Below are 24,899 nucleotides of genomic sequence, written 5' to 3'. Positions count from 1 at the left end.
TCCCTAATTCAATAAGTTATGTCTAGGAATTATTCTTATATTAATTAAATACGCGTTCATGTGTCCTGATTTTAATGGGACTAAAGCTTAGGAACATTTCTAGTTTAAACGCTATATTTTCTGAATCGTTGTGATTATTGATCTCGGACAAGGTTACTGCGTTGACTCTGTATGTTGCAGTGGTACAGTGAAATTGAACTTAAATTCTAGCTAAAGGAGTTGCCCATGCTAGGCGAAAAACACTCGTTATTGAATGAATTCCCTGAGTTTAATGAATTAATCCATAGCCTCGCGAAACACGATGCTCACTTCAAGAAAACCATGCAACGTTACGATGATATGGATAAAGAAATTCGCTCTCTTGAGTTGCAAGACTCTCCAATAGAAGATGCGGACATGCATGAAAAGAAGCATCAACGCGCCGTGCTAAAAGATGAACTTTATGACTTTTTAAAAGCCAGTGCTTAATAAATGAATCGAATAATGCTCCTGCTAACGGTAGGAGCTTTTTCTCTCCTCTATTTTTACTCTCCAATCGTATTTAATCGCAATATCCCTTTACTCAATCAAGGTTATGGTAGTCTTAGCGCGATTTTTTAAGGCAACAATGGAATAGTGCTTTGCACTGACTGGGATTAACATGATTAAAAAAAATATTATTACTACTTCATTAGCACTCATGGGGGTTGTCGCTGTAGGTAGCGCACACGCTGATGAAGGGCAGTGGCAACCGCATCAATTAAAACAATTACAAAGCGAGTTTGACCGCGTCGGTATCGAATTACCGGCTTCACAAGTGGCAGATCTTAACCAATATCCACTCAATGCAGTGGTTGGTTTAGGCTATTGCTCTGCGTCATTTGTGTCACCAAAAGGCTTAGCTGTAACTAATCATCACTGTGCTTATGGCGCGATTCAAAATAACAGCACACCAGAAAATAACTTAATTGAAAAAGGCTTTTTAGCAGCTGACTTGTCAAAAGAATTACCAGCAGGCCCGCAAGAGCGTTTGTACGTGACTGAACAAGTGGATAATGTAACAGAACGCGTACTGGGTAATTTACCAGCAGGTCTACACGGCAAAGAGCGTTTTGAAGCGATTCAGGCAAACCGCAAAGCCTTGATCAGCGAGTGTGAGTCAGATCCTAACTATCGTTGTACAGTCCGTGATTTCCACCATGGGCTAGAGTACTTCATGATCAAACAACTGATGATCAAAGATGTGCGCTTAGTGTATGCTCCGGCAGAAGCGCTAGGTAACTTTGGTGGTGACATCGATAATTTTGAATACCCACGTCACACGGCGGATTTTACTTTTGTACGTGGCTATGTTGGTAAAGATGGTAAACCTGCAGATTACAGTGAAGATAACGTACCTTATGAGCCAAAGTCGTTCTTAAAAGTGAATTCGAGCGGCGTAAGCTTAGGTGATGGCGTGCTGGTGGCAGGTTACCCTGGTCGCACTAGCCGCTATAAGCTTGCAGATGAAGTAAATTATTCTGCGAGTTGGTATTATCCTACATTGCTTAATACTTACAACATGACCCTTGATGTGATTGCCAAGCAGAGCAAAGGCGATGAGCAAGCACAAGTTAAATATGCCTCTCGTGTAAAAAGCACTAACAACCGTTTAAAGAAACTGGAAGGCTTACAAGACGGTTTTAAAGTAACGGATATTCCGGGAATTAAAGCTACGCAAGAGCAAGAGTACCTAGCTTGGTTTGCACAAAGTGCTGAACGTAAAGCGTACGCAGATTCATATCACGCATTAAAGTCATTATTAGTTGAAGCGCACGCTCAGCAACAAAGTCATTTTTACTTTGATTACGCAAAACGCGCAGACTTATTAAGTACGGCAATTCGTTTATACCGCTTAGCTAAAGAAAGCGAAAAGCCAAATGCAGAGCGCGAAATGGGTTACCAAGAGCGCGATCTTCCTATGCTTAAAGCGCGTTTAGAGCGTTTACAAAAACAGTTTACGCCTGAAGTCGATAAAGCCTTATGGTTAAGCTACTTAGGTAACTATTTAGCGCAAGATAAAGCAGCGCAAGTTGCGGCATTAAACGACGGCTTAGGTATTACAGATACCACTACACAGGCTGAGCTTGATGCGATTATTGCTTCTTTTTATGCTAAAACAGAACTTACAGATACAGCAACGCGTGTTAGCTGGATTGGTAAATCAGTAGCCGAATTTGAAGCATCAAACGACCCATTCATAAAGTTAGCTGTTGCTCTATACGATACCAACATGGCACAAGAAGCTGATAAAAAAGAAATGGCGGGTCGCTTAGCTGAAATTCGTCCGCAATATATGCAAGCCGTGATCGCCTTTAATACAGCCAAAGGTAAGCCAGTTTACCCAGATGCAAATGGCACATTACGCGTAAGCTATGCACAAGTTGATGGTTACCCAGCAGCAGATGCTGTGTATAAAACGCCATTTACATCACTACGTGGTTTAGTGGCTAAACACACAGGTGAAAAACCATTTGTTGTTACCGATAAAGTACTTGAAGCATACAAAAAGCAAGCATTTGGCGCGTATTACCGTGGTGACTTAGGTTTGCCTGGCGTAAGTTGTAGTTTATTTAGCTTTGGTTGTGAGCCACAAGCGGCTAAACCTCTTGAAGTTAACTCAGTACCAGTCAACTTTTTAAGTAGCGCTGATACCACAGGTGGTAATTCAGGTTCACCAGTTATGAATGGTAAAGGTGAATTAGTGGGCCTTAATTTTGACTCGACTTATGAATCAATCACCAAAGATTGGTACTTTAACGCCAAGATCACCCGTGCTATTCACGTTGATATTCGATACATGCTTTGGTTAATGGAGGAAGTTGATAACGCAGGTTACCTACTTGATGAAATGACCCTAGTTAAATAGCTCCGCTATGTTAATAATAACCGCAGCAATCGCTGCGGTTTTTTTATGTCTTTAATTTTTGCCAATCTAACGTTTTTAATTTGTTTATTTTCAATACTTTTGTAATGTACAAAGCAGATACTTTTACTTGGGAAAAATAATGAGCGCCAAACAAATAATAAAAGCCATTTCAGTGAGTGTTGTGGCAATAACGGCAAGCTTTAATGCCAGTGCAGCGAATACCGAAACAATGTGGCCGGGCACGGCTTATAATCAGCAAATACCAACATTTAAACAAGTACTTGGGTACGATGTAGGTGAGCGCATTACCAATTACAACGATATGCGTCGTTATTTAAGCGCCCTTGAACAAGCTGCGCCTGATCGTATTAAAGTGTTTAAGTACGCAAACAGCTGGGAAGGTCGTGAGCTGGTTTATGCGGTGGTTGGCACCGCGGATCATATTCGCTCATTAGAAACCCTCGCCAATAACACCCAAGCCTTGGCTGATCCGCGTATTACCTCTGAAAAAGAAGCTAAGTCGCTAATTAAAAATTTACCGACGTCTGTGTGGCTTCAGTATGCCGTGCACGGTAATGAAATTAGCTCAACCGATGCTGCACTATTCACTGCATATCACTTATTAGCAGCCCCGAATGATGCCGTTAACAGTAAAATTTTAGACAACACAGTGGTGTTTATCGACCCACTACAAAACCCTGATGGCCGTGAGCGTTTTGTTACTCGTTATTATGCGACCGTAGGTCTTGAGCACAGTGCAGATAGGTTAAGTGCAGAGCATAATGAGCCATGGCCAAGAGGCCGAACAAATCATTATTTGTTTGATATGAACCGTGATTGGTTAGCGCTTACTCAGCCTGAAAGTAAAGGCAGAGTGGCAGCAATCAATAAATATAAACCACAAGTGGTGGTTGATATTCATGAAATGGGCGGCGACCAATCTTACTACTTTGCACCGGCTGCTCAGCCATTTAATCCGCATATGACGAAAACCCAAATCGCTAACATGGATGCGATTGGGCAAAATCATGCGAAGTATTTTGATGAGTTTGGCTTTGATTACTTTACCCGTGAAATCTTTGATGCCTTTTATCCAGGTTACGGTGATAGCTGGCCAGTATTTTATGGTGCATCAGCATCAACTTACGAAGTCGGCTCTGCACGTGGCCACGTGTTTGAGAAAAATACCGGTGAACTACTCACCTATTTTAATACTGTAAAGCGTCAATTTGTGGCCTCAATTTCGACTGCCGAAGGTGCTGCCAATCAACGTGAAAAACTACTAGGTGACTTTTATCAATATCAAGTTGATGCAATTGACTCGGGTAAAGATAGCAAAGAGCGTGTTTATATTTTACCTAAGCAAAGTAACCGTGAAGGCGCTCATAGACTCGCTACCTTAATGGCTGAGCATGGTGTTGAAGTTAAACAAGCAACTGAAGATTTTAAAGCCTGTGGCGTTAAATACAAAGCAGGTAGCTACTTTATTGATACCGCGCAGCCACGCGGGGTATTTGTGCGTACCACGTTTACAGACCAAGTAGATATGGCTGAAGCATTTGTGAAAGAGCAAGAAAGACGTCGTGCTCGTAACCTAGGTGATGAAATTTACGATGTCACAGGTTGGTCGCTGCCGATGATGTTTAATGTTGATAGCGATAGCTGTGGTCGCGCTGTTAGCGCAGACAGTAAAGCAGTTCAGGCCGATGACACATTGCTTGGCAAAGTGAATAATCCAGAAGCCTCTGTGGCTTATATCGTTGCTTGGGGTGATACAGCCGCAGCACGCTTTTTAACAGCAGCACTGCAAGCTGGCATTAAACTGAAAAGTGCTGATCAAGCATTTGTATTAGGTGATAAAACTAACTACCCAGCGGGTAGCTTAGTAATCGAAAAACGCCTAAACGATAAAGACTTACTCACCAAAATTAGCCAAATTGCTGAGCAAACTGGTGCAATAGTTGATGGTGTGGATTCAAGTTGGGTGATTGAAGGCCCAAGCTTTGGTAGTAACAAAACAGTGCCTATGGTAGCACCAAAAGTGGCGATTGCATGGGATGCAGCCACTCGTGAGCTAAGCGCCGGTAACACTCGTTTTGTTATCGAAAGACAGCTTGGCTACCCGGTGACAGCTATTCGCACACCCATGCTTGCTTGGGCTGATTTAAGTGATTACCAAGTGCTTATTTTACCAGAAGGTAATTACGAGCAAGCACTAGGTAAATCGGGTGCAGCTAATTTAAAAAGCTGGGTTAAAGCGGGTGGCGTGTTGATTGCCTTAGGTAATGCTAACCGCTTTACCACTAATGCTGATTACGGTTTGTTAGATGTTCAACGCGAGCAAGCTTACCGAGAAGATAAAGCAAGTAGCAGTGATGATAAAAGTAGTAAAGTGGCAGGGCAGTTATTTGCTTCTCGCGATGATTTAAAAGCAGCGAGCATTGAGCCACATACATCGCCAGACTATGTAGCCGGTGTACTTGCAAATGTTGAAGTAGACCAAGAGCATTGGTTAACCGCTGGGGTTGATAAAGACCTTGTTGCGGTAGCTTACGGTAATGATATTTACACGCCAATAAAACTGAACTCAGGTAAAAACTTAGCCTGGTTTACAGGTAAAGATGATGTGCTAGCAAGTGGTTATCTATGGCAGCAAAATAAAGCACAGCTTGCGTATAAGCCATTGCTTGTTCATCAACCGCAAGGCAAAGGCATGGTGATAGGCTTTACACAGTCACCAACCTACCGTGCCTACCTTGAAGGCATGAATGTACTGTTAACTAACACGATTTTCCGTGCTGCAGCACATGCTCAGTAAGGTTTTAGTCTAATCAAAAAGCCCGCCGATGTTGCGGGCTTTTTTGTGTTTAGATATCTATAAAACACAATTCCAAAAAGAGTGGGCAATAAAAAAGCCCGCAGGGCAAAGGGCGGGCTTTTTAGTATTCCAAGGAGAGAAAGTGCTAAGACACAATCCCTAGTGGCTTACCTGTTTGCCAAGCGCCACGGGTAAAATCTGGAATCGTTTTGCTGTTACTTCTATCTGCAACTGATGCCATACTTTGCGGGAAGATTGATGACCATGCTGCGGCATCGTATACATCTTGATCGAGTGGCTCATTATTGCGTAAGCAGTAGATCATGCGCCAAAGCATAATGAAGTCCATACCGCCGTGGCCACCGTTCTTGACCGCTTCTTCACCCATGCGTTTCCATAGTGGGTGATCAAACTCAGCACGCCACTTTTCCATATCTTGATCCCAGCTATGAAAGTTTTGCATATGTGGCTTACGACCCTGCGAACCTGCTTTTTCCCAGGCAGCGAGCTCAGCTTCATATTGCTGTTGGTAAATTTTCGCGATGGCTGGTGGCACATCTTCAAGAGCAATACGGTTAGGGAATCCAGCAAATGTGCCATTAGTACCTTGAATTAAGTTATGGCGGCTGTACGGACGAGGGCTTGTGGTGTCGTGCTGAACCATAATGCTACGACCTTTCACTGTTTTAATAATGCTAGTGTTCATGTCGCCAGCAGTAAATTTCAGTGAGCGACGTTCGTGGCCCGCAGGAAATTCACGCTCTGCGTAAGCTGCGCGGCCAAGTGCAGGTGAGCTGACTGATGTAACAAAATCAAAGCGGTCACCACGGTTGATGTTCATATACTGAGAAACTGGGCCTAAACCATGGGTTGGGTATAAGTTACCGTTTACCTTGGTATGCCAGTAAGTACGCCAAGAACCTGTGCTGCGGTCAATTTCTTTCATTTGCCAACGCAGGTCATGAATATATGCAGCTTCACCATGCAGTAACTCACCAAATACGCCTTTACGAACCATGTTTAAAACCATTAACTCGTCACGGCCGTAGTTAACGTTTTCCATCATCATGCAGTTCTTTTGCGTGCGCTCAGCAGTGTTTACTAGTTGCCAACACTCTTCCATCGTGGTTGCTGCAGGTACTTCAACAAAGGCATGCTTACCACTTTCCATGGTCTCAACACTCATCGGTGTGTGCCATTTCCAAGGGGTTGAAATGATCACAATGTCGATGTCATCGCGAGCAAGCATGTCTAAATAGGCTTTATCAGAACCCGTATAAGCAGTTGGTTTAGGTAAGCCTTTTTCAACAACATAATTAACAGACTTATCTAGCATTAGCTGATCTGTGTCGCAAATAGCTTTAATTTCAACACCTTCAATATGGCAAAGGTGTTTTACATGGCCGCTACCACGTTGACCAACTCCAATAAAACCAACACGTACCACATCCATTGCTGGCACAGCTAAGCCCATTACGCTTTTACCTTGTGCTGCAAGCGGTGTGCTTTGATTATCACCTTGTTGGCTTTTTGCACAGCCAGTCACGACTGTCGCGGCGGTAATGGCTGCGGCAGATTTTAAAAAACTACGTCTATCTATTGTCATAACGATACCTAAATCACTGAGATTATTTTAATAGTGGGTTTCAGTTGTTTCTGTTATATCGCAACTCAAAGTCAATTACAATTAAATGCTTTCAAATTCTTTCGTAACCTTGGGTTTTATCATTTTAATCCTTATTTAATTGTGTGGATAGCGTGTTTTAAACTTATTTTACACCTTTCGTTGCCTTTCGTTTTGTTGCGCAGCGTTTCGCGCTGTGCTACTGTAATTTCAAATCACGTATCTAACCATAGGCGTAAGCTGCTTGGAGAAAACCATGAATGCATTAAAAACGATTATAAATAACAATCGAGTAGGGCAAGCGCAGGGTATTTATTCTGTGTGTTGTGCACACCCGCTCGTTATCGAAGCAGCAATGTTGCAAGCTCTCAATGATGACACAGAAGTTTTAATTGAAGCTACGGCGAATCAAGTTAATCAGTTTGGTGGTTACACAGGGATGAAGCCCCATGACTTCGTTGAGTTTGTTCATACAATAGCCGAAAAAGTAGGGTTAGATACCCAGCGCGTTATTTTGGGGGGTGATCATTTAGGGCCAGTGTGTTGGGTAAATGAGCCTGCAGAGGTTGCAATGGTAAAAGCTGTTGACCTAGTAAAAGCCTATGCAAGCGCTGGTTTTAAGAAAATTCATTTAGATGCCAGTATGCCATGCGCTGACGATGGAGAACGTTTAGCTGATGCCGAAATTGCCAAGCGTGCCGCGTTGATGTGCCAAGCCGCTGAGTCGGTAGCAAAAGATAACGATATTCTTTATGTGGTGGGTACTGAGGTTCCTCCTCCGGGTGGCGCTACAGAAGAACATGAAATTATTGAGGTATCTCATGTTGAGGGAGTGCAGCAAACAATCGAATTACATCAGGCTGCATTTGCGAACTTAAATATAAGCGATGTCTGGTCACGCGTTATTGCTGTTGTTGTGCAGCCAGGAGTTGAGTTTGATAACCATCAAATTTTTGATTATCAACGTAATGAAGCTCAAAAACTAAAAGAGTTTATCACCACTGTCGATAACCTTGTTTATGAGGCTCACTCTACCGACTATCAGCCAGATCATTGCTACCACGAACTGGTACAAGATCACTTTGCCATATTAAAAGTGGGTCCTCAGCTTACCTATGCACTACGCGAAGGGTTGTTTGCATTATCTTATATTGAAGATCAATTAGTCGAAGCGGCTAAGCGCTCTAATTTACGTGATGTATGTGAGCGCATCATGCTTGAAAAGCCACATTACTGGAATAAGTTTTACCCAACACAAGGTGCTGAAGCTAAGCTGTTTAGAGCTTATAGTTATAGCGACCGTATTCGTTATTACTGGCCTGAAGATGAAATAAAACAAACTGTAGAAACACTGTTTGAAAACTTAGAAGGGCAAATTATCCCACAGACCTTGCTTAGTCAGTTTATGCCAGCGCAATACAAGGCATTGATCAATGGCCAAATTAACTCATCACCTCGTGAGTTAGTACTCAATAAAATAATGGAAGTAACGAATACCTATTCGCGTGCTTGTAATCAATAAGTGGTGTTGAGAGAGAATTAGTTATGACGCAGTATTTATCTTTAAACGAAGCAGAGCTTAAGCAGCAAAACGCATATTGGACAGCAAGAGAAATCTCTCAGCAGCCAGAGTCATGGTGCAATACAGCGGCTATTATTGAAACGCATCGAGCAGAAATAAGCGCATTTTTAGCGCCAATTTTGGCATTAAAAGGACTGCAAATCGTATTAACGGGGGCTGGCACATCAGCCTATGTTGGCGAAGCATTAGCACCACACTTATCAGCTAAAACGGATTTAAATGTGCGCGCAGTTAGTACTACAGACATTGTGTCTAACCCACATGGTTTTTTAAAGAAGGGCACACCCACTTTACTTATTTCTTATGCGCGTTCAGGTAATAGCCCTGAAAGTGTCGCGGCGGTTGATATCGCAGAGCAAGTTGTTGAAAAGTGCTATCACTTAGTCATTACCTGTAATGAAAATGGTGAATTAGCGAAAAGAGCGGCAGCTAAAAAAAATAGTTTTAGTGTACTTATGCCAAAAGAAACCCTAGATGAAAGCTTTGCTATGACCAGTAGTTTCACTTCGATGCTGCTTTCAACCTTATGTATTTTTACTCCTGATGTTAACCAGCTTGCACAAGTTGCCACGCAGACACAGCAGCTGCTCGACACGCAACTTGAAGAGATCAAAGGCTTTGCGCAAACAGATATTGAACGTTTGGTGTTTTTAGGAGCAGGCTCATTACTTGGCTATGCGAAAGAAGCGGCCTTAAAGTGCTTAGAGCTGACCAATGGTGATTTAATAAGCTACTTTGAAACCCCACTTGGTTTTCGTCATGGTCCTAAAACCATTATTAATGATAAAACCGCAGTGATGTTAATGGCCTCAAGTGATTTTTATAGTAGTTTGTATGATACTGATTTATATAATGAACTACTAAATGACCAACAGTGTTTTGCGGTTAAAAAGCTGGCGTTAAATACTGAACTGGTCGAGCTAGATGATGTTTGGCAAGGTCTGTATTATATTGTCTATTGTCAGATTTTTGCATTTTATAAATCAATGTCACTCGGTTTAACACCTGATAACCCTTGTCCTACGGGCGAAGTTAACCGTGTTGTAAAAGGGGTAACTATTTACCCATTAACTTCTCGCTAAGTAGTGTTGGGTAAAGTATGGCTGTTTACGGACTCGATATTGGTGGTACAAAAATAGAGACCTCCATTTTTAATGATAATTTAGAGCAACAGCAAAGTTGGCGTATTACTACGCCAACTGATGACTATCAGCAATTTTTGCACGCAATTTATCAGCAGGTAATTAAAGCCGATGAACTGACAGGTTGCCAAGGTGCGGTGGGCATCGGTATGCCAGGTATCGTTAATGATGAAGGTAAAGTGCTGTCGGCTAATGTGCCGTGTGCCACAGGCAAAGTGATTGCCAACGATCTTCAAGCATTATTAAAACGCCCTGTTGCGATATTAAATGACACCCGATGTTTCGCTTTATCAGAAGCAAATGGCGGAGCTGGTGAAGGTTATAGCCGAGTATTCGGTGCCATTGTTGGCACTGGTGCGGCGGGCGGTATGTGTATTGATGGAACCTTGTTTAACCAAGGTTTGGGCATGTCAGGGGAGTACGGCCATTTACCACTTTCAGCATATTTGCAGCAAAAATACCAGCTGCCAGTTTTAAAGTGCGGTTGTGGTTTAAATGGCTGTGTCGAAAGTTATATTGCAGGGCCCGGTGTACAAACCTTGCACCAGCATATTACGCAATCTCCTAAATCTGCGATTGAATGGGCAAACGATATCAAACGTGGTGATGAGCAAGCCTTAAAGGTGCTAGCTTGTTACTTAGATATTCTTGGCGAAACCTTTGCTGCTATTAGTAAAAGTTTGCACCCAGAAGTTATCGTGCTGGGGGGCGGGTTGTCGCTCATTGATGCAATAGTAGAAAAACTCCCTGACGCGATTCAAACTCATTTATTTTCAGGTTTTGCCGTGCCAGAAGTGAAGCGCGCAAAATTTGGTGATTCTAGCGGCGTAAGAGGCGCTGCAATAATAGGAAGTGTTCATGCTAATTCCAACGCATCTTAATCGTTATTACTTAAAAGCCGCAAAAGTGGTGACTGCTGATGCGGTTTTACTCGATCACGTGGTCTTGGTCGAGCAAGGTAAAATTACTGCCATTACCAAGCAAATAACGCCCGAGATCGAGGTAATTGATTTAGGTGAGCACAGTTTATTTCCGGGCTTTATCGATTTACATATTCATGGCCGGGAAGGCTGCGATATTATGGACGGCACCCCAGAATCACTAGAGACTATTTCTCGTTCTTTAGCAAAGCACGGCGTAACGGGTTTTGTTGGCACAACGGTGACCGCAGACTGGGACGTCTCAATTCAAGCTTATAAAAATATGGCGAGTGCGTATCAAAAAGGCTTGGCTGGAGCGCAGTTGCTAGGGGCTTATAACGAAGGTTTATTCTTTGCCGAAGCTCATAAAGGCGCGCATAACGAGTCATTTTTTTTAGAGCTTACTAAACAGCGATTTGATGAAATTTATGCCGCATGTGAAGGTTGCTTAAGCTCATTTGCGTTAGCGCCAGAACTACTTAAATCCCCCGATATGATCCGCTATATCACCGATAAAGGTGTGCGTGTGATGCTCGGCCATACAGATGCTAATTTTGAGCAAACAACACAAGCTCTTGCCCATGGTGCCTGCGGTGGTGTGCATATTTTTAATGGTATGCGCGGTATTCATCATCGTGATCCCGGCTGTACTGGCGCACTGTTGATGGACAACGATGCCATGGTTGAGCTTATTCCTGATGGTATTCATTTGCACCCTAGCATCATGAACATGGTTTACCGTTTAAAAGGGGCAGATAAAATTGCTCTGATCACAGATTGCGTTAGCGCCGGAGGCTTACAAGATGGTCGCTACCGCTTAGGTGAGCTTCCTATTGTGGTTGAGCAAGGTGTTGCACGCACTGAGAGCGGCTCTTTAGCGGGCAGTACATTAACCATGGAAGTTGGCGTTGAACGCTTTTATAACCTAACCGACGCAAGCCTAGTTGAAGCAACTAACATGGCCAGTTTAGTACCCGCTGAGTTTTTAAATAAAGCGGAGCAAATAGGCAGTATTGCGGTAGGTAAACAGGCTAATTTTGCCCTGCTCGATAAAGACTTCTCTGTGCAAGCAACGATCTGTGCGGGTAAGCAAATCTATTAAAAGTTAAGTGAGAATGCAGGCAAAAGTATTCGATGCCATTGTTATTGGCAGTGGCATTACTGGCGGCTGGGCTGCTAAAGAACTAACCGAAAAAGGGCTCAATGTACTGTTACTGGAACGTGGCAGGCAGGTTGTGCACGGTACAGACTATATAACTGCCTTTAAAGATGATTGGCAACTGCCATTTCGCGACAGGCCCAGCCTACTAGAAAAACAGAATCAAGCTAAACAAGCACGCACTGGCTATGCCACTAAGCAATCAATAAAACACTGGTTTGTGAATGATTTGCAGCACCCTTATCAAGAATCTCAGCGTTTTGATTGGATCAGAGGGTATCATCTTGGTGGGCGCTCATTAACTTGGGGGCGGCAATGCTTACGGCTCAGTGATATAGATTTTGCAGCCAACAAACAAGATGGTCACGGCGTTGATTGGCCTGTGCGCTATCAAGATATTGCGCCTTGGTACGATAAAGTCGAAGCCTACATCGGGGTTATTGGCGAAGCGCTGAACTTACCTCAGCTACCAGATGGACCTTACTTACCTCCTTTTGCGCTTAATGCCGTAGAGAAGCAGCTTAAACAAAGTTTATTAACTCACTACACTAATCGTCACCTCACCATCGGTCGAGTAGCCCATTTAACCAAGGCAAAGCCTGAGCAAGGTCGTGCACCATGCAGCAAGCGCAACCGCTGTATGCGAGGTTGTCCAACTGGTAGTTATTTTAGTAGTTTAGCCTCTACCTTACCTGCAGCGATGCGTACTGGGCGACTCTCTATTCAGACTCACTCCATTGCCAAAGAGATTATTTACAATCCAGATAGCGGGCAAGCCACAGGTGTGAAAGTAATTGATGCTGAATCTAAAAAAGAGCGTATCGAGCGAGCGAACATCATTTTTTGCTGTGCATCAACGGTAGCCACAACAGCCTTGTTATTAAATTCAACCTCTGCACGTTTTCCTAATGGCTTAGGGAACGATAGTGGAGAGCTTGGTCATAACCTTATGGATCACCATTTTAGGGTTGGCGCAACTGGCGAGCCTAGGGGCTTTGCTGATGACTTTAATGATGGCGACAGACCCGTTGGCTTTCATATCCCGCGTTTTCGAAACCTTGGTGATAACGAGCAGCATAGCTTTATTCGCGGCTATGGCTATCAAGGATACGCAACACGCAAAGATTGGCGACGGGGCTTTAAAGAACTTAGCTTTGGTAAGGCTTTTCGAGAAGAGCTTGCCAAGCCTGGGCCTTGGCAAGTTGCATTGATAGGTTTTGGTGAATGCCTGCCTTATCATCGTAATAAAATGAGCTTAGATCCGGTATTAAAAGATCAATGGGGATTACCTTTAGTTAATTTCGATTGCCAATTTGCTGAAAACGAGCAGCGCATGCGCGAGGATATGAAAGCGCAAGCCGTCGAGATGCTAAGCAAAGCTGGTTATCAAAATGTGCAAGCGTACGATAAAGGCTCAGCCCCGGGGCAGGCCATCCACGAAATGGGAACTGCGCGCATGGGACATGATGCTACAACCTCAGTGCTTAATCGTTACAACCAAATTCATAGTGTGCGTAACGTCTATGTCACTGACGGCTCGTTTATGTGCTCGTCGGGTTATCAGAACCCTTCGTTAACCTATATGGCATTTACTGCAAGAGCCGCCGATCATGCTGCACGACATTATCAAAATGGGGTGTTCAATGGCTGATCTACAAAGGCGAAATGCGATTAAATGTTTAGCAGCATTATTCGGTGCGGCTATTACGCCAGTGGCTGCGACTCAGCTATTTGATAAAGTGGATGACAATCATTTTGAGGTGCTTAAAACAGCGGCTCATCGGGATGTGGTCACGCAAATGCAGGCGGTTATTTTAGAGCTAGAGCCAAATGAGCAACTGTATTTTAATTTAGTTGCTTTCACAGATTTAATGCTAGCAAATACACTAACTACGACTGAACGTGCGGCATGCTTAAAAGGCGCAGAGTTGATTGCAGAAGGTGCTCTTTCATCGTCGCAATTAGCAGATAAACTCACAGGTTTATTTTCTATCTCTTTGCAGCAGCAACAGCGCATAATAGCGCAGCAAGCCTTACCTATTTCAGAAGTGAGCCCTGATAAGCGTGACGAGTACTTAATATATAAGTGTATTTTTACCCTGCGTGAACTTTTGCTACTGGGCTATTTCACATCAGAAAAATTGCAGGCTAGTTAAATAGTAAAACAACTAAGCCTGCTCATGTCGTTACTTACGCCAACTTGTTAGTTTGTGACCAATCAGTGCGTAATAAAGAATAAACGCATAGCAAGGGATCAACAGATAGTAAGCTTGTTGTGCATTGCCCGTATATTCTGCAAATACACCGTATACCAAAGGCAATAGCGCGCCACCTGAAATCCCCATAATCAGTAATGCCGCGCCGGTTTGGGTTTTATCGCCAAGATTTGCAAGGGCCATTGGCCAAATGGTCGGCCATACCAGCGCATTCGATAAGCCAAGTAATGCAACAAATAACACGGTATCTGGAAAACTGTTATCAGCAAGCCAAAAGAGCACTACGTTTGCAATCGCAGTTTGTTGCGGTTCAATCAAAATGATACCAAGTGAAAACACACAACCACTTAACGCAGAAAATATCAGCGCCTGTTGCTGACTAAAAAAGCGAGGAATTAACACGATACCTAAAATATAACCTAGCACCATAAAGCCCATGGTGTAAGAGGTGAGTTCTGCGAACTGCAATACCCCTTGTTCTTTGCCGTAAAGGCCAATGGTGTCGCCTGCAATGACTTCTGCACCTATGTAAAAGAATAGGGCTATTACGCCTAAAACTAAGTGTGGAAATTGCAGGACTGATTTACTCTCGCTGTTGTTGCTGGTTTTTGGTTGTTCAATATCAGGTAGCGGAGCCAGCATGATTAACGCGGCTAATATCACTAATGCGATTGCCATTACAAAGTAAGGAGTAATTAAACGATTAGCCAGTTCTTGTAACTGTAATTGCTTTTGAATGCTGTTTAATTGGGCCAAAGCCTCTGGACTAAAGCTGGCAATGTCGCTAAATACAATCGCTGAGAAGAGCAATGGAGCAACCACACCAGCACTCTTATTGAGAATACCCATAATGCTAATGCGCACGGCTGCCGTGTCTTTAGAGCCTATTAGCACGATGTAAGGATTCGCAGCGGTTTGTAATAAGGTGAGGCCGCTACCTAACGTAAATAAGGCAACCAAAAATAACCAATACGCTTGAATTTGTGCCGCAGGAATAAACAACAGTGCACCCAATGCCATGGTGCCTAAACCAAACGACATTCCATGTTTATAACTGAATATTTGCAAAATCTTAGCGCTTGGCAGTGCCATCACGGTATAGGCGATATAAAACACCAGTGTCACCATGTAAGCTTCAATATGGTTGAGATCGCAGACCATTTGTAAAAATGGGATCAAGGAGCCGTTAAGCCAAGTTATAAAACCAAATAAGAAAAACAAGCCACCTATGATCATCATAGGCAGTAATTGCGTGCGATTGGTGTGTTCTGTTTGCTCTAACAGTGAGCTTTGTGTTGTCATTTTTGTCACCAAAGAAGTTTGTTGTGAAATAATCATAAAACAAAATTCGTAAGTTTTGAAAGTTTTATTTTATTTCGAAACTAAATTTGGCTTTGAAACTGTAAATTGTGTAATATTGAACTACAAATTTGAAAGCAGCTATTAAAACAACAGGCCAGCTATGCTAACCACAATAGAAAGAAGACAAAAAATCGTCCTGATGACTGAGGAAAATGGCAAAGTAAATGTTAAAGATCTTGCAAAGACCTTTGATATTTCGGAGGTTAGCATTCGCCATGATCTTAACGAGCTCGGTAAGCGTGGCTTAGTTGTCCGTTCACGTGGTGGGGCAATTGCCTGCGATAAATTGGCTAAAGAGCTTTCGGTAAAAGATAAGCATAACGAAAACTATGCTGTGAAAGTGTTATTAGCGAAAGCTGTGGCAAGTTTGGTTGATGATGGCGATTCATTGATTATTGATTCTGGCACCACCACAGAAGAAGTTGCCAAAGCATTAACCAATAAGCAGGGCCTTACTGTGATGACAAACGGCCTTAATATTGCCCATGTACTGGCTGATATTGAAGATGCAAATGTGTTTATGCTGGGTGGGCAATTACGAAAGAAATCAATGTCTTTTTACTCAAATGAAGTCGAGCAAGCACTTAGTAAATATAACTTTAAAAAGGTTATTTTAGGGGTTGATGGTATCGACTCAGAAGCAGGGATCACCACCCATTATGAGCCCGAGGCAATGCTGAATCGCACCATGTGCACCCGCGCAGATAAAGTCATTGCAGTCACAGATTCAAGTAAATTTGGTAAGCGTGCTTTGTATAATGTATTGCCGCTTAAATCAATCGATGTGCTGGTCACCGACAAAAATATGCCAGCAGAGTTTGTTGAATCATTAACGAGCTTAGGTATTGAGGTGATTACTGTTTAACTCTCTAGTTAAATAGGATTAATGAAAGGTGGCTTTTGCCGCCTTTTTTATTATCCAAAATAAATCGTACCAGCCCGCCGAAAGAAAATCTTTTAAAAAAATCATTATCGTAACTTTCGAAATTAAAGTCCCATATTTAAAGGCATTCGAAGCCATTTTTTTCATATGCAAAACAAATTTCGTAACTATCGAAAGTTTCACAAGGTAATTTATTGTTGCTAGATTGTTTCATTTTGTTATAGATTAAATATAAGGCCTTACTCATTACCATTTTTATGGTGAAAAAATCTGAACATTTAAAAACAGGAAATCATCATGGCAACAACAACTAGAAAAACATATTTGAGCGTGCTGATAAGCTCGATTCTGGCCTCATCAGTCAGTTTCGCTGCAACGGCCCAACAACAAGAAAACGACAGTAAGGCCGAAGAGGATGTTGAGGTTATTGAAGTTACAGGGATCCGTAGCAGTATTAAAGAATCAAACTTTCGAAAGAAAGAAGCAACGACGGTTGTTGATGTCGTTGTCGCTGATGACATCGGTAAGTTCCCCGATGAAAACTTAGCGGAAGCATTGCAGCGTATTCCGGGCATCACCATTACTCGTAATGGCGGTGAGGGGCAAAATATTTTAGTCCGTGGTTTAGGTGGCGGCTACAACATTACCACGTTGAATGGTCGTAAACTGGCTTCTGAAAACTCAGGCCGCGACTTTAACTTTGACACCATTGCTTCAGAGTTAGTGGGTGCGCTTCAGGTGTATAAGTCGCCAGAAGCACGGTTAATTGAAGGGGGCATTGGTGCAGTTGTTGATATCGAAACGCGTAAACCACTAGACCAAGATGGCTTTACCTTGAGCGCTTCAGCAAAAGGGATTTATGAATCTCGAACAGGCGATGTACACCCGCATGCTTCATTCATCATCGGTGACAACTTTAATGATGATACTTTTGGTGTGCTTTTCTCGGGTGCGTATTCTAAGAAAACCTTACGTGCAGACACATACTCGGCAAGCGGCTTTTTTGACGAAGAAGAAGGTTGGGGGGCAGACAGCGCTGGTGTGCCAGTCGACATGAACGGCAACGGAGAAATTGATGGGCAAAGTGAAATATTTGCCTCAAAAATCCCGAGTTACATGTATTTTGCCAACGCGCAGGATGTGCGTGAACGCGTCGGTGCGACGTTAGCAATGCAATGGCGCCCAACAGATACCCTAGACATTAACTTTGATGCTCTTTATTCACGTTACAACACCGATGGTCATCGCTATCAAATTGGTTTTGTTAACTATGATGAAAGCTGGACGCCAGGCACGCCAGTGTTTACTGATGCAGAATTTGATGACTCAGGTCGTGTAGTGTCTATGACGCAAACCGGTAACACCATGGTGGAGCTACTCAACTTAACCAACCCACGTAAAACCGATACTTATCAGTTTGCCCTTAATGCCAAATGGTATCCAATGGATGGCCTTACACTGGCTGTAGATGTTGCCCATTCAAAAGCGAAAAACGAAAACGGCGGTGATAACCGCTTTATTGTTGCGCGTGGTTTTATTGACTCGATTGGGATTGATTACACCACAGGTAATATGTTGCCAGATGTGACCTTATCGCCGGGCTTAACTGCGGATCAATCTTACGGTGCACACTATAGCCGTAATACAGGTACTGGGGTTGAAGACACGGTTAATGACTTTAAGTTTACCGGTACGTTTGTGCCTGAAAGTGATTTAGTGACCCGTGTTGATTTTGGTTTAACCTACCTTGAACAAACTAAAAGTCAGCTTGAATATGCATCAAAAAATGCCAGCCAATTCAGTAATGGTGGTCAGTATTTAGAGCGCGATGGCTATGAATTTGATGACAGCACCGTGGTCAATGTTGGTGATTTTAACCTCTTTGAAATCCCAAGTGATGTGTTTGTTGAGGCAAATTTCGATAACTTTTTAGAGGGCGAAAGTAGCATTACACCAGAGCCATGGCCAAGTTTCGATTACGATAAGTTACTTGCTTATTATCGCTCAATTAATGCTGAAGCAACCGATAAGAGCATTGTTGCATCGCTTAATTCTTCGGGCACTTATGAGGTAACCGAAGAAGTTTTAACTGCGTATGCGCAAGTGACGCTCGAGAGCACTCTTGCAAATATGCCGTATATGTTAAACGTTGGTATTCGCGGCTCGCAAACTGAAGTGAGCTCTAAAGGGTCGGTTTATGATCTATCGTTAATTGACTTACAAGAAGATGGTAAACCACTTGAAAATGGTTGGCGCGAAACAGTTGAGCAATCATTTAAAGGGGACTATAGCAACATTTTACCAAGCATGAACTTTAAGCTTAGTATTACCGATGATTTAATTTACCGCTTCTCTGCGGCACAAGTGATTAGCCGCCCATCTTTAAGCTACTTACGTCCGTGGCTTGCGCCAAACTTTGATACATATCGTGAAGGCTTACCGCAACTTTCTATGGGTGATTCGTCGTTAACACCTGAAGAAGCTAATCAAGCAGATATGACTTTAGAGTGGTACTTTGAAGACAGTAGCTCGTTAAGTGGCGGGGTGTTTGTAAAAGACCTGAAATCATTTATCGATTACGTCGAAAGCCCAGTTGAAATCGAAGGTGTGCGTTACTTTGCATCTTACCCAGGTAAGAGTGAATATGGTGCAACTATTAAAGGGGCTGAGTTTGCTTATCAGCAGTCGCTAGAAAACTTACTCCCCGAACCGTTCAATGGCTTAGGCTTTCAGCTTAACTACACCTATGTTGACAGTAGTTACGATGAGCCAGAGCTAAAAGAATCAGGTTTGCCATTTAGAGGCATGTCGAAGAACTCATATAACGCCGTGGTTTACTATGAGCAATATGGTTTCCAAGCACGTTTAGCGTATAACTGGCGTAGCAAGTTCTTGTCGGATCCTGACGCATGGGGTGGTCCATATTGGATCTCTGATTATGGTCAGTTAGATGCCAGCATGAGCTATAACATCAGTGACCAATTCACAGTGTTTGCCGAAGCAACGAACTTAACTAATGAACGTTATTGGGGTTACACCAAGCGTACTGACCAAGTGAGTTACCTTGAGCGCTTTGGTACTCAAGTTGCCTTGGGTGTTCGCGCTAGTTTTTAATACCAATTCGCTTAATTAAGTGGTCTATTTTGAGGCAAGAAAACCTCGTTGATAACAAGGCAAAAATTTCGTTATTTAGTTGTGCTCGGCAATTGCTCCTGCATTGCTCTACCTTCTGCATCCATGCAGTCGTAAATCAGAAATTTTTAACGCGGGTAGCGACAGGTTTAATCCCTCAAAATGACTAAGTATTATTGCGGATTGGTATAATTTTAGTATTCCTAGTGTTAGTGTTGAACAAGCGCCTGTAAGGGCGCTTTTATTTTAAAATGAGGTTGTTATGGCAGGAATTAGTGTTTGGCAATTAGCCATTATTGCTGCAATTGTGGTGCTGTTATTTGGCACAAAAAAGTTATCCCGAATAGGTGGAGATTTAGGGACGTCAGTCAAAGGGTTTAAACGCGCTATGCAAGATAAACCTAATGATGAAGCCTAGCCCATAAGTATTTTAAATTATATTGCTACCTTGTTCTGGATCGCGAGATTGATCCGCTTGTTCGCGAATATCATCGGCATCACTGCTAACGTCATCAAGGCTGTGGTCGTCGAGTGATTTTGCCGTTTTAGGCTCTGCGTTTACATTATTGTTTGGCTGCTCATTATCGTTTTCGCTATTTAAAATAATTCGCTCGCGAGCATCATCAGGCATGCTTATTTGCTCTGCTAAATAGGTATTGACCAGCTCTCGCATTAATTGTGATGCCACTTTGATAGTACTGTGTTCGTTACTATTGACCCAAAAATAAATGGTTAGATTAAGAGTCGCTGAGCCTAATGAATCAATTAACACTTGGCTTGGCGGATCATTAATAACAGCAGGGTGTTGATTAACCACCTTCATTGCTAATTGTTGGGCATAGCGAATGTCATTATCGTAGCCAATGCCAACATTAAAGTGACCCCGCATTTTTGGGTTCGCAGTGAGGTTTTTAATGACGTTTTTATATACGGTCGCATTAGGAATTTGAATGTGATTGCCATCAAAATCAACCAAGGTGGTGGCGCGAGCCGTAACTTTTTTAACTACCCCTAAACGACCATCAACTTCGATAACATCGTCAATACGAAAAGGGCGCTGCACACTAAGCAGCATACTTGAAATAAAGTTTTCGGCGATATCGCGAAAAGCAAAACCTAAAATAAGCCCAACTAAACCAGTCCCACTCATAATCGCCACAGCAAAACTGGTGAGCCCTGCAAGACGCAAAAATAAGTACACGCCAAACAAGATGATAATGATGCTAAAAAAGCGCCTAGTCACCACATGCAAAAGTTTACTTTCACTGACAAAACCAAGCGGTTTGATTAATAAATACGACAAAGGGCGGGCTAATAAGTAGCAAACAATGATGGCTACAATACCGAGTGTCAGTGCAGGTAACATTTGCCATGTAGTATGTAAAAACTGCATAATTTGAGAGTTTAAGTCTTGCCAAGATAAGCTCTCAGGGATTGCTTGCGATGTTACCAAAATGGTGGGACTGAACAAACTAGCCAATTGATTTTTAATAAGTAAATAATAATTCATCGCACCGCTCCATGGACCTTTATACTGTTTTTATAAGCTTAGCTTAATGCAATTCAGACGCCATTATTACTGGCAAGTTGTTTGCAGTTTGAGAGTGTTAAAGGCAATTTTTTAGGTCGTTTATGAGTAAGGATAATCGAGGTTACCAAGCTCGCTCACCGATGGAGATCCCAATGCGAGGCTGGTGGGATATCTGCAAGCGGGTTTATCACAACCTATCACAAGACAATTTATCTTTTGTGGCGGCGGGTGTGGCATTTTATGCCTTGTTGGCTATTTTCCCTGCGCTGGCGGCTACTGTCTCTGTGTATGCATATTTTGCCTCGCCAACAGATATTTATGATCAGCTTGATAAAGTGATTGCCATTTTACCTGAAAGTAGCCGTGACATCATTTTGCTACAGGTTAGTGGTATCACTCAGCAATCGCAAAAGGTATTGAGTGCAAGTGCCATAGGTACTTTATTATTGACTGTTTGGAGTAGTAGCAAAGGCTGCCAAGCTCTCATCACTGCCTGTAATATTACCTACCATCAGCGTAACAAGCGCCAGTTTTTTATGGCATTAGTGGTGCGCTTTTTATTTTCGCTAGGTGCTATTGTGGTTGCGCTGGTGGCGTTATTGATCATTGGTATTTTACCGATAGTGCTTAACTTAGTTGGCTTAACTGAGCTTATCGATTTAATGATTCAGCTTATTACTTGGCCGCTATTAGCCATTATTTTTAATTGCGCATTAGCATTTTTATATCGCTATGCACCGCATAGAACGCCTGCAAAATGGCGTTGGATCACACCAGGTTCAATACTTGCCACGTTGCTGTGGATTATCGCATCAATCGGTTTTTCATATTATGTATCGCAATTTGCGAGTTATAACGAAACTTATGGTTCGTTAGGCGGTGTGGTGATCATGTTGATGTGGCTTTATATCAGCGCATACATCATCATTTTTGGTGCGGCCATTAATGCAAGTGCTGAACAACAAACCTTAGTAGATAGCACCATAGGGCCAGAGAAAGAAGTTGGAGAGCGGGGTGCTACAGTGGCTGATAGATTAACCAGACAACAAAATGAGCATTCTTAAAAATAGAATAATTAGCGCTAATTTTACTCATGGTTGTTAGTTAAATTAGCGCCTACAATCATTTCATACAATTTACGGGAGTAAAGTTATGAAAGTGATTCAACAATTAAATAGTCATGCCACACAAGATGGTGACGGCGTAAACATCAGTCGTATTCCTGGCTTTGATGGCAAGTATTTAGACCCTTTTTTAATGATCGATGAGCTTAAGTCAGATGATCACAGTGATTTTATGGGTGGCTTTCCTGCGCATCCTCACCGTGGTATTGAAACCTTTACTTATATTATTAAAGGTGGCTTTGAGCACCAAGATCAAATGGGTAACAAAAAAGCGATTCGTGCTGGTGATGTGCAGTGGATGAGTACCGGTTTTGGTGTGATCCACAGTGAAATGCCATTAGCGGATGCCAAAGAAGGCATGCACGGCTTTCAGATTTGGCTCAATATGCCAAGTGCCGAGAAACTAAGAGCACCACGTTATCAAGATACCACTGAAGCGCCAGCACCAACGACTCAAAATGAGCAAGGTGTTGAGCTTAAAGCGTTGGCTGGAAGTTGGCAATTTGCCGGTGAAGAGCAGGTATCAAGCCTACAAGACCTCGCCGCTGATGGTATGCTTGCTGATGTGACTTTACCGGCTGGTACGCAGTTTTACCATGCACCATTAGCGCAAACTAAGGTGATGATTTATATCCATACTGGAGAAATTCATACTGAACAGGGCGGCCCAGTTAAAGCAGGCAGCTTATTGATTTTAGAGCCTGGCAGCAACATTGAGTTTAACTCGCAAACTGGTGCTGGGGCGTTAATTCTAGCCGGTGAGCCGCTTAAGCAACCAATCGCTCATATGGGCCCGTTTGTAATGACAACCCAAGCTGAGTTACAGCAAGCAGTACGTGACTATCAGCTAGGTAAATTTGGCACACTATAGGAGGTTATTGTGGGATTACTAGTAAATGGCCAATGGCATGATAAATGGTACGACACCGATAACAATCAAGGTGAGTTCAAACGTGAGGCAGCCCAGTTACGTAACTGGGTTACCGAAGATGGCAGTGCAGGGCAAAGTGGTGATGCGGGCTTTAAAGCTGAGAAAGATCGTTACCATCTTTATGTCTCTTTAGCTTGCCCTTGGGCTCATCGCACTTTGATTTTTCGCCATTTAAAAGGCCTTGAAGATTATATCAGTGTGTCGGTTGTAAGTCCTGACATGCTAGAGCATGGCTGGACCTTTGATAAAGACAATCACAGCACCGGTGATGCACTTTTCGATAGCGAATTTATGCATCAAATTTATACGCGTAACAAAGCCGATTATTCAGGTCGTGTTACGGTTCCCGTGCTTTGGGATAAAAAAACGCAGCGTATTGTTAGCAACGAATCTGCTGAAATTATCAGAATGTTTAATAGCGCGTTTAATGCCCTAACAGGTAATGAACGCGACTTTTATCCGCAATCGTTACGTTCTGAAATTGATGAAGTTAATGAGTTTGTTTATCACAACATTAATAATGGGGTGTATCGTGCAGGCTTTGCGACAACGCAAGAAGCTTACACGGAAGCCTTTGATGATCTCTTTGCTGCTCTAGATAAGATTGAGCAACGCTTAACAGCTAATCGTTATTTAGTGGGTGATACATTGACTGAGGCCGACTGGCGTTTATTTACTACTTTAATTCGCTTCGACAGTGTTTATGTGGGCCACTTTAAATGTAATTTGCGTACTATTGAGAGCTATCCGGCGATCAGCAACTATTTACGTGAGCTATATCAAATTGAAGGTGTAAGTAAGACCGTTGATTTTTATCATATAAAACGTCATTACTATTTTAGCCACACCATGATCAACCCAACTCAAGTTGTGCCAAAAGGGCCTGATATAGACTATGCTCGACCACATAATCGTGGTTAATAGACTCTGATAACTAACAGTTTAATGACTGATTAAGCTGTTAGTTATAACTATCCATGACCTTGCGGATAGTGTCGATGCCAAACATCACCTTTTGAATAAATGACTCTGAACTTTTCACTAAATTAAAGTTAGGGTGCTGTGACCAAACAGCTTGCAGTTTGTCATCAAGCATTATGGCTTGCTGATCAGATTCGTTTCTAACAGGGTTATTAGAATGAATACTTTGCCCAGACTTAGCAGCTGTTTCAAAAAAGATCACTGCATCATATTGGTTAAGTTCGATTTCTAGGCTGGTGTTTAAACACTGAAAAAACTCATCTTGCTCACCGGGCCAATAGGCAAGCCCATCTAAACTACCACGATCGCAAAGCATTAAACGATCTGGGTGCATGGTTCGCTGAATATGTTCAAGGTGTTTTTGTAAGCTGAAGATAGCTTGTTGGTGAGCTTTAATTAGGTGAGTTGCATCACCACGTTCTATACCACCGCTGAACAGCATGGTCGCAGACTCTGGTACAACAACAATTTGATTAGAAAATTCACGTCTTAATAGATCGATGGCTGTTGTTTTACCACCGCCAGGGCCGCCTGTTAATACAATCCTTTTTTTCACCTTACATTCTCACAAATTGCTCGTTTGTGTTTAAGGTAATGAAAATAGGTG

Annotated in this window: 19 protein-coding genes; 15 read left to right on the top strand and 4 right to left on the bottom strand. The window is 42.6% G+C overall.

Features of this window, described 5'->3' with window-relative positions:
* The first annotated feature begins 225 nt into the window (after positions 1–225).
* From AN394_RS03285 to AN394_RS03275, 3 genes are all read left to right on the top strand, one after another.
* Positions 226–468, top strand: a complete 243-nt coding sequence (locus AN394_RS03285) for a YdcH family protein (protein WP_055020789.1) — start codon at positions 226–228, stop codon at positions 466–468.
* Positions 469–640: 172 nt separating this feature from the next.
* A complete protein-coding gene (locus tag AN394_RS03280; RefSeq protein ID WP_055020788.1) occupies positions 641–2,887 on the top strand; it encodes a S46 family peptidase in 2,247 nt (748 codons plus the stop codon).
* Between the two features lie 139 nt (positions 2,888–3,026).
* Positions 3,027–5,705 carry a M14 family metallopeptidase gene (locus AN394_RS03275; protein ID WP_055020787.1) on the top strand — a complete coding sequence of 893 codons (2,679 nt, stop codon included), beginning with the start codon at positions 3,027–3,029 and terminating at the stop codon, positions 5,703–5,705.
* A 145-nt stretch (positions 5,706–5,850) separates the two neighbouring features.
* Here the strand turns inward: AN394_RS03275 and AN394_RS03270 are convergent, their stop codons facing one another.
* Complete coding sequence (locus tag AN394_RS03270; RefSeq protein ID WP_054561075.1) at positions 5,851–7,311, bottom strand: Gfo/Idh/MocA family protein; 1,461 nt, start codon at positions 7,309–7,311, stop codon at positions 5,851–5,853.
* Between the two features lie 274 nt (positions 7,312–7,585).
* Here AN394_RS03270 and AN394_RS03265 point away from each other — a divergent pair, with 274 nt between their 5' ends.
* Genes AN394_RS03265 through AN394_RS03240 form a run of 6 tightly spaced genes read left to right on the top strand, consistent with a single transcriptional unit; the run spans position 7,586 to position 14,288 of the window.
* Entirely contained in the window at positions 7,586–8,851 is a 1,266-nt protein-coding gene (locus AN394_RS03265; protein ID WP_055020786.1) for a D-tagatose-bisphosphate aldolase, class II, non-catalytic subunit, read from the top strand.
* Positions 8,852–8,874: 23 nt separating this feature from the next.
* Positions 8,875–9,993, top strand: a complete 1,119-nt coding sequence (locus tag AN394_RS03260; RefSeq protein WP_055020785.1) for an SIS domain-containing protein — start codon at positions 8,875–8,877, stop codon at positions 9,991–9,993.
* Positions 9,994–10,010: 17 nt separating this feature from the next.
* On the top strand, positions 10,011–10,934 hold the full coding sequence (locus AN394_RS03255) for an ROK family protein (RefSeq protein WP_055020784.1): 924 nt from the start codon (positions 10,011–10,013) through the stop codon (positions 10,932–10,934).
* Positions 10,912–12,075: an N-acetylglucosamine-6-phosphate deacetylase gene (gene nagA, locus AN394_RS03250; protein ID WP_055020783.1), complete on the top strand. Its 1,164-nt coding sequence runs from the start codon at positions 10,912–10,914 to the stop codon at positions 12,073–12,075. Before AN394_RS03255 ends, nagA begins: the two co-directional genes overlap by 23 nt.
* Positions 12,076–12,088: 13 nt before the next feature.
* Entirely contained in the window at positions 12,089–13,783 is a 1,695-nt protein-coding gene (locus tag AN394_RS03245; protein WP_055020782.1) for a GMC oxidoreductase, read from the top strand.
* Positions 13,776–14,288, top strand: coding sequence for a hypothetical protein (locus AN394_RS03240; protein ID WP_054561069.1), 513 nt, complete (start codon positions 13,776–13,778; stop codon positions 14,286–14,288). The genes AN394_RS03245 and AN394_RS03240 overlap by 8 nt, the downstream gene beginning before the upstream one ends.
* A 30-nt stretch (positions 14,289–14,318) precedes the next feature.
* Here the strand turns inward: AN394_RS03240 and AN394_RS03235 are convergent, their stop codons facing one another.
* Positions 14,319–15,650, bottom strand: a complete 1,332-nt coding sequence (locus AN394_RS03235) for a sugar MFS transporter (RefSeq protein WP_055020781.1) — start codon at positions 15,648–15,650, stop codon at positions 14,319–14,321.
* Positions 15,651–15,810: 160 nt separating this feature from the next.
* Between AN394_RS03235 and agaR the strand changes: the two genes are divergently transcribed.
* The 3 genes from agaR (at position 15,811) to tatA (ending at position 20,143) form a co-directional block, all read left to right on the top strand.
* The gene (agaR, locus tag AN394_RS03230; RefSeq protein ID WP_054561067.1) at positions 15,811–16,575 is read left to right on the top strand and encodes a transcriptional repressor AgaR; all 765 of its coding nucleotides are present in this window, start codon (positions 15,811–15,813) and stop codon (positions 16,573–16,575) included.
* 315 nt (positions 16,576–16,890) lie between these two features.
* Positions 16,891–19,707 (top strand): TonB-dependent receptor, encoded by a 2,817-nt coding sequence (locus AN394_RS03220; RefSeq protein ID WP_055020779.1) that lies wholly within the window; start codon positions 16,891–16,893, stop codon positions 19,705–19,707.
* 280 nt (positions 19,708–19,987) lie between these two features.
* Positions 19,988–20,143: a twin-arginine translocase TatA/TatE family subunit gene (gene tatA, locus AN394_RS21600; RefSeq protein ID WP_082401550.1), complete on the top strand. Its 156-nt coding sequence runs from the start codon at positions 19,988–19,990 to the stop codon at positions 20,141–20,143.
* Positions 20,144–20,155: 12 nt separating this feature from the next.
* Here tatA and AN394_RS03215 read toward each other — a convergent pair whose 3' ends face one another.
* Positions 20,156–21,235 carry a mechanosensitive ion channel family protein gene (locus AN394_RS03215; RefSeq protein ID WP_055020778.1) on the bottom strand — a complete coding sequence of 360 codons (1,080 nt, stop codon included), beginning with the start codon at positions 21,233–21,235 and terminating at the stop codon, positions 20,156–20,158.
* Positions 21,236–21,357: 122 nt separating this feature from the next.
* On the opposite strand from AN394_RS03215, the gene AN394_RS03210 reads away from it, so the two are divergent.
* From AN394_RS03210 to AN394_RS03200, 3 genes are all read left to right on the top strand, one after another.
* Entirely contained in the window at positions 21,358–22,320 is a 963-nt protein-coding gene (locus tag AN394_RS03210) for a YihY/virulence factor BrkB family protein (RefSeq protein ID WP_055020777.1), read from the top strand.
* An 88-nt stretch (positions 22,321–22,408) separates the two neighbouring features.
* Positions 22,409–23,251, top strand: coding sequence for a pirin family protein (locus AN394_RS03205; protein WP_054561063.1), 843 nt, complete (start codon positions 22,409–22,411; stop codon positions 23,249–23,251).
* 9 nt (positions 23,252–23,260) lie between these two features.
* On the top strand, positions 23,261–24,232 hold the full coding sequence (locus AN394_RS03200; RefSeq protein ID WP_055020776.1) for a glutathione S-transferase family protein: 972 nt from the start codon (positions 23,261–23,263) through the stop codon (positions 24,230–24,232).
* Positions 24,233–24,272: 40 nt separating this feature from the next.
* Here the strand turns inward: AN394_RS03200 and AN394_RS03195 are convergent, their stop codons facing one another.
* A complete protein-coding gene (locus AN394_RS03195) occupies positions 24,273–24,848 on the bottom strand; it encodes an AAA family ATPase (protein ID WP_055020775.1) in 576 nt (191 codons plus the stop codon).
* Positions 24,849–24,899: the final 51 nt, after the last annotated feature.

This window comes from Pseudoalteromonas sp. P1-26 (assembly GCF_001401795.1).
In the GTDB taxonomy this organism is placed as follows: Bacteria; Pseudomonadota; Gammaproteobacteria; order Enterobacterales; family Alteromonadaceae; genus Pseudoalteromonas.
The sequence above is the reverse complement of the archived record's forward strand: the minus strand, read 5'-3'. Positions and strand labels throughout refer to the sequence as shown.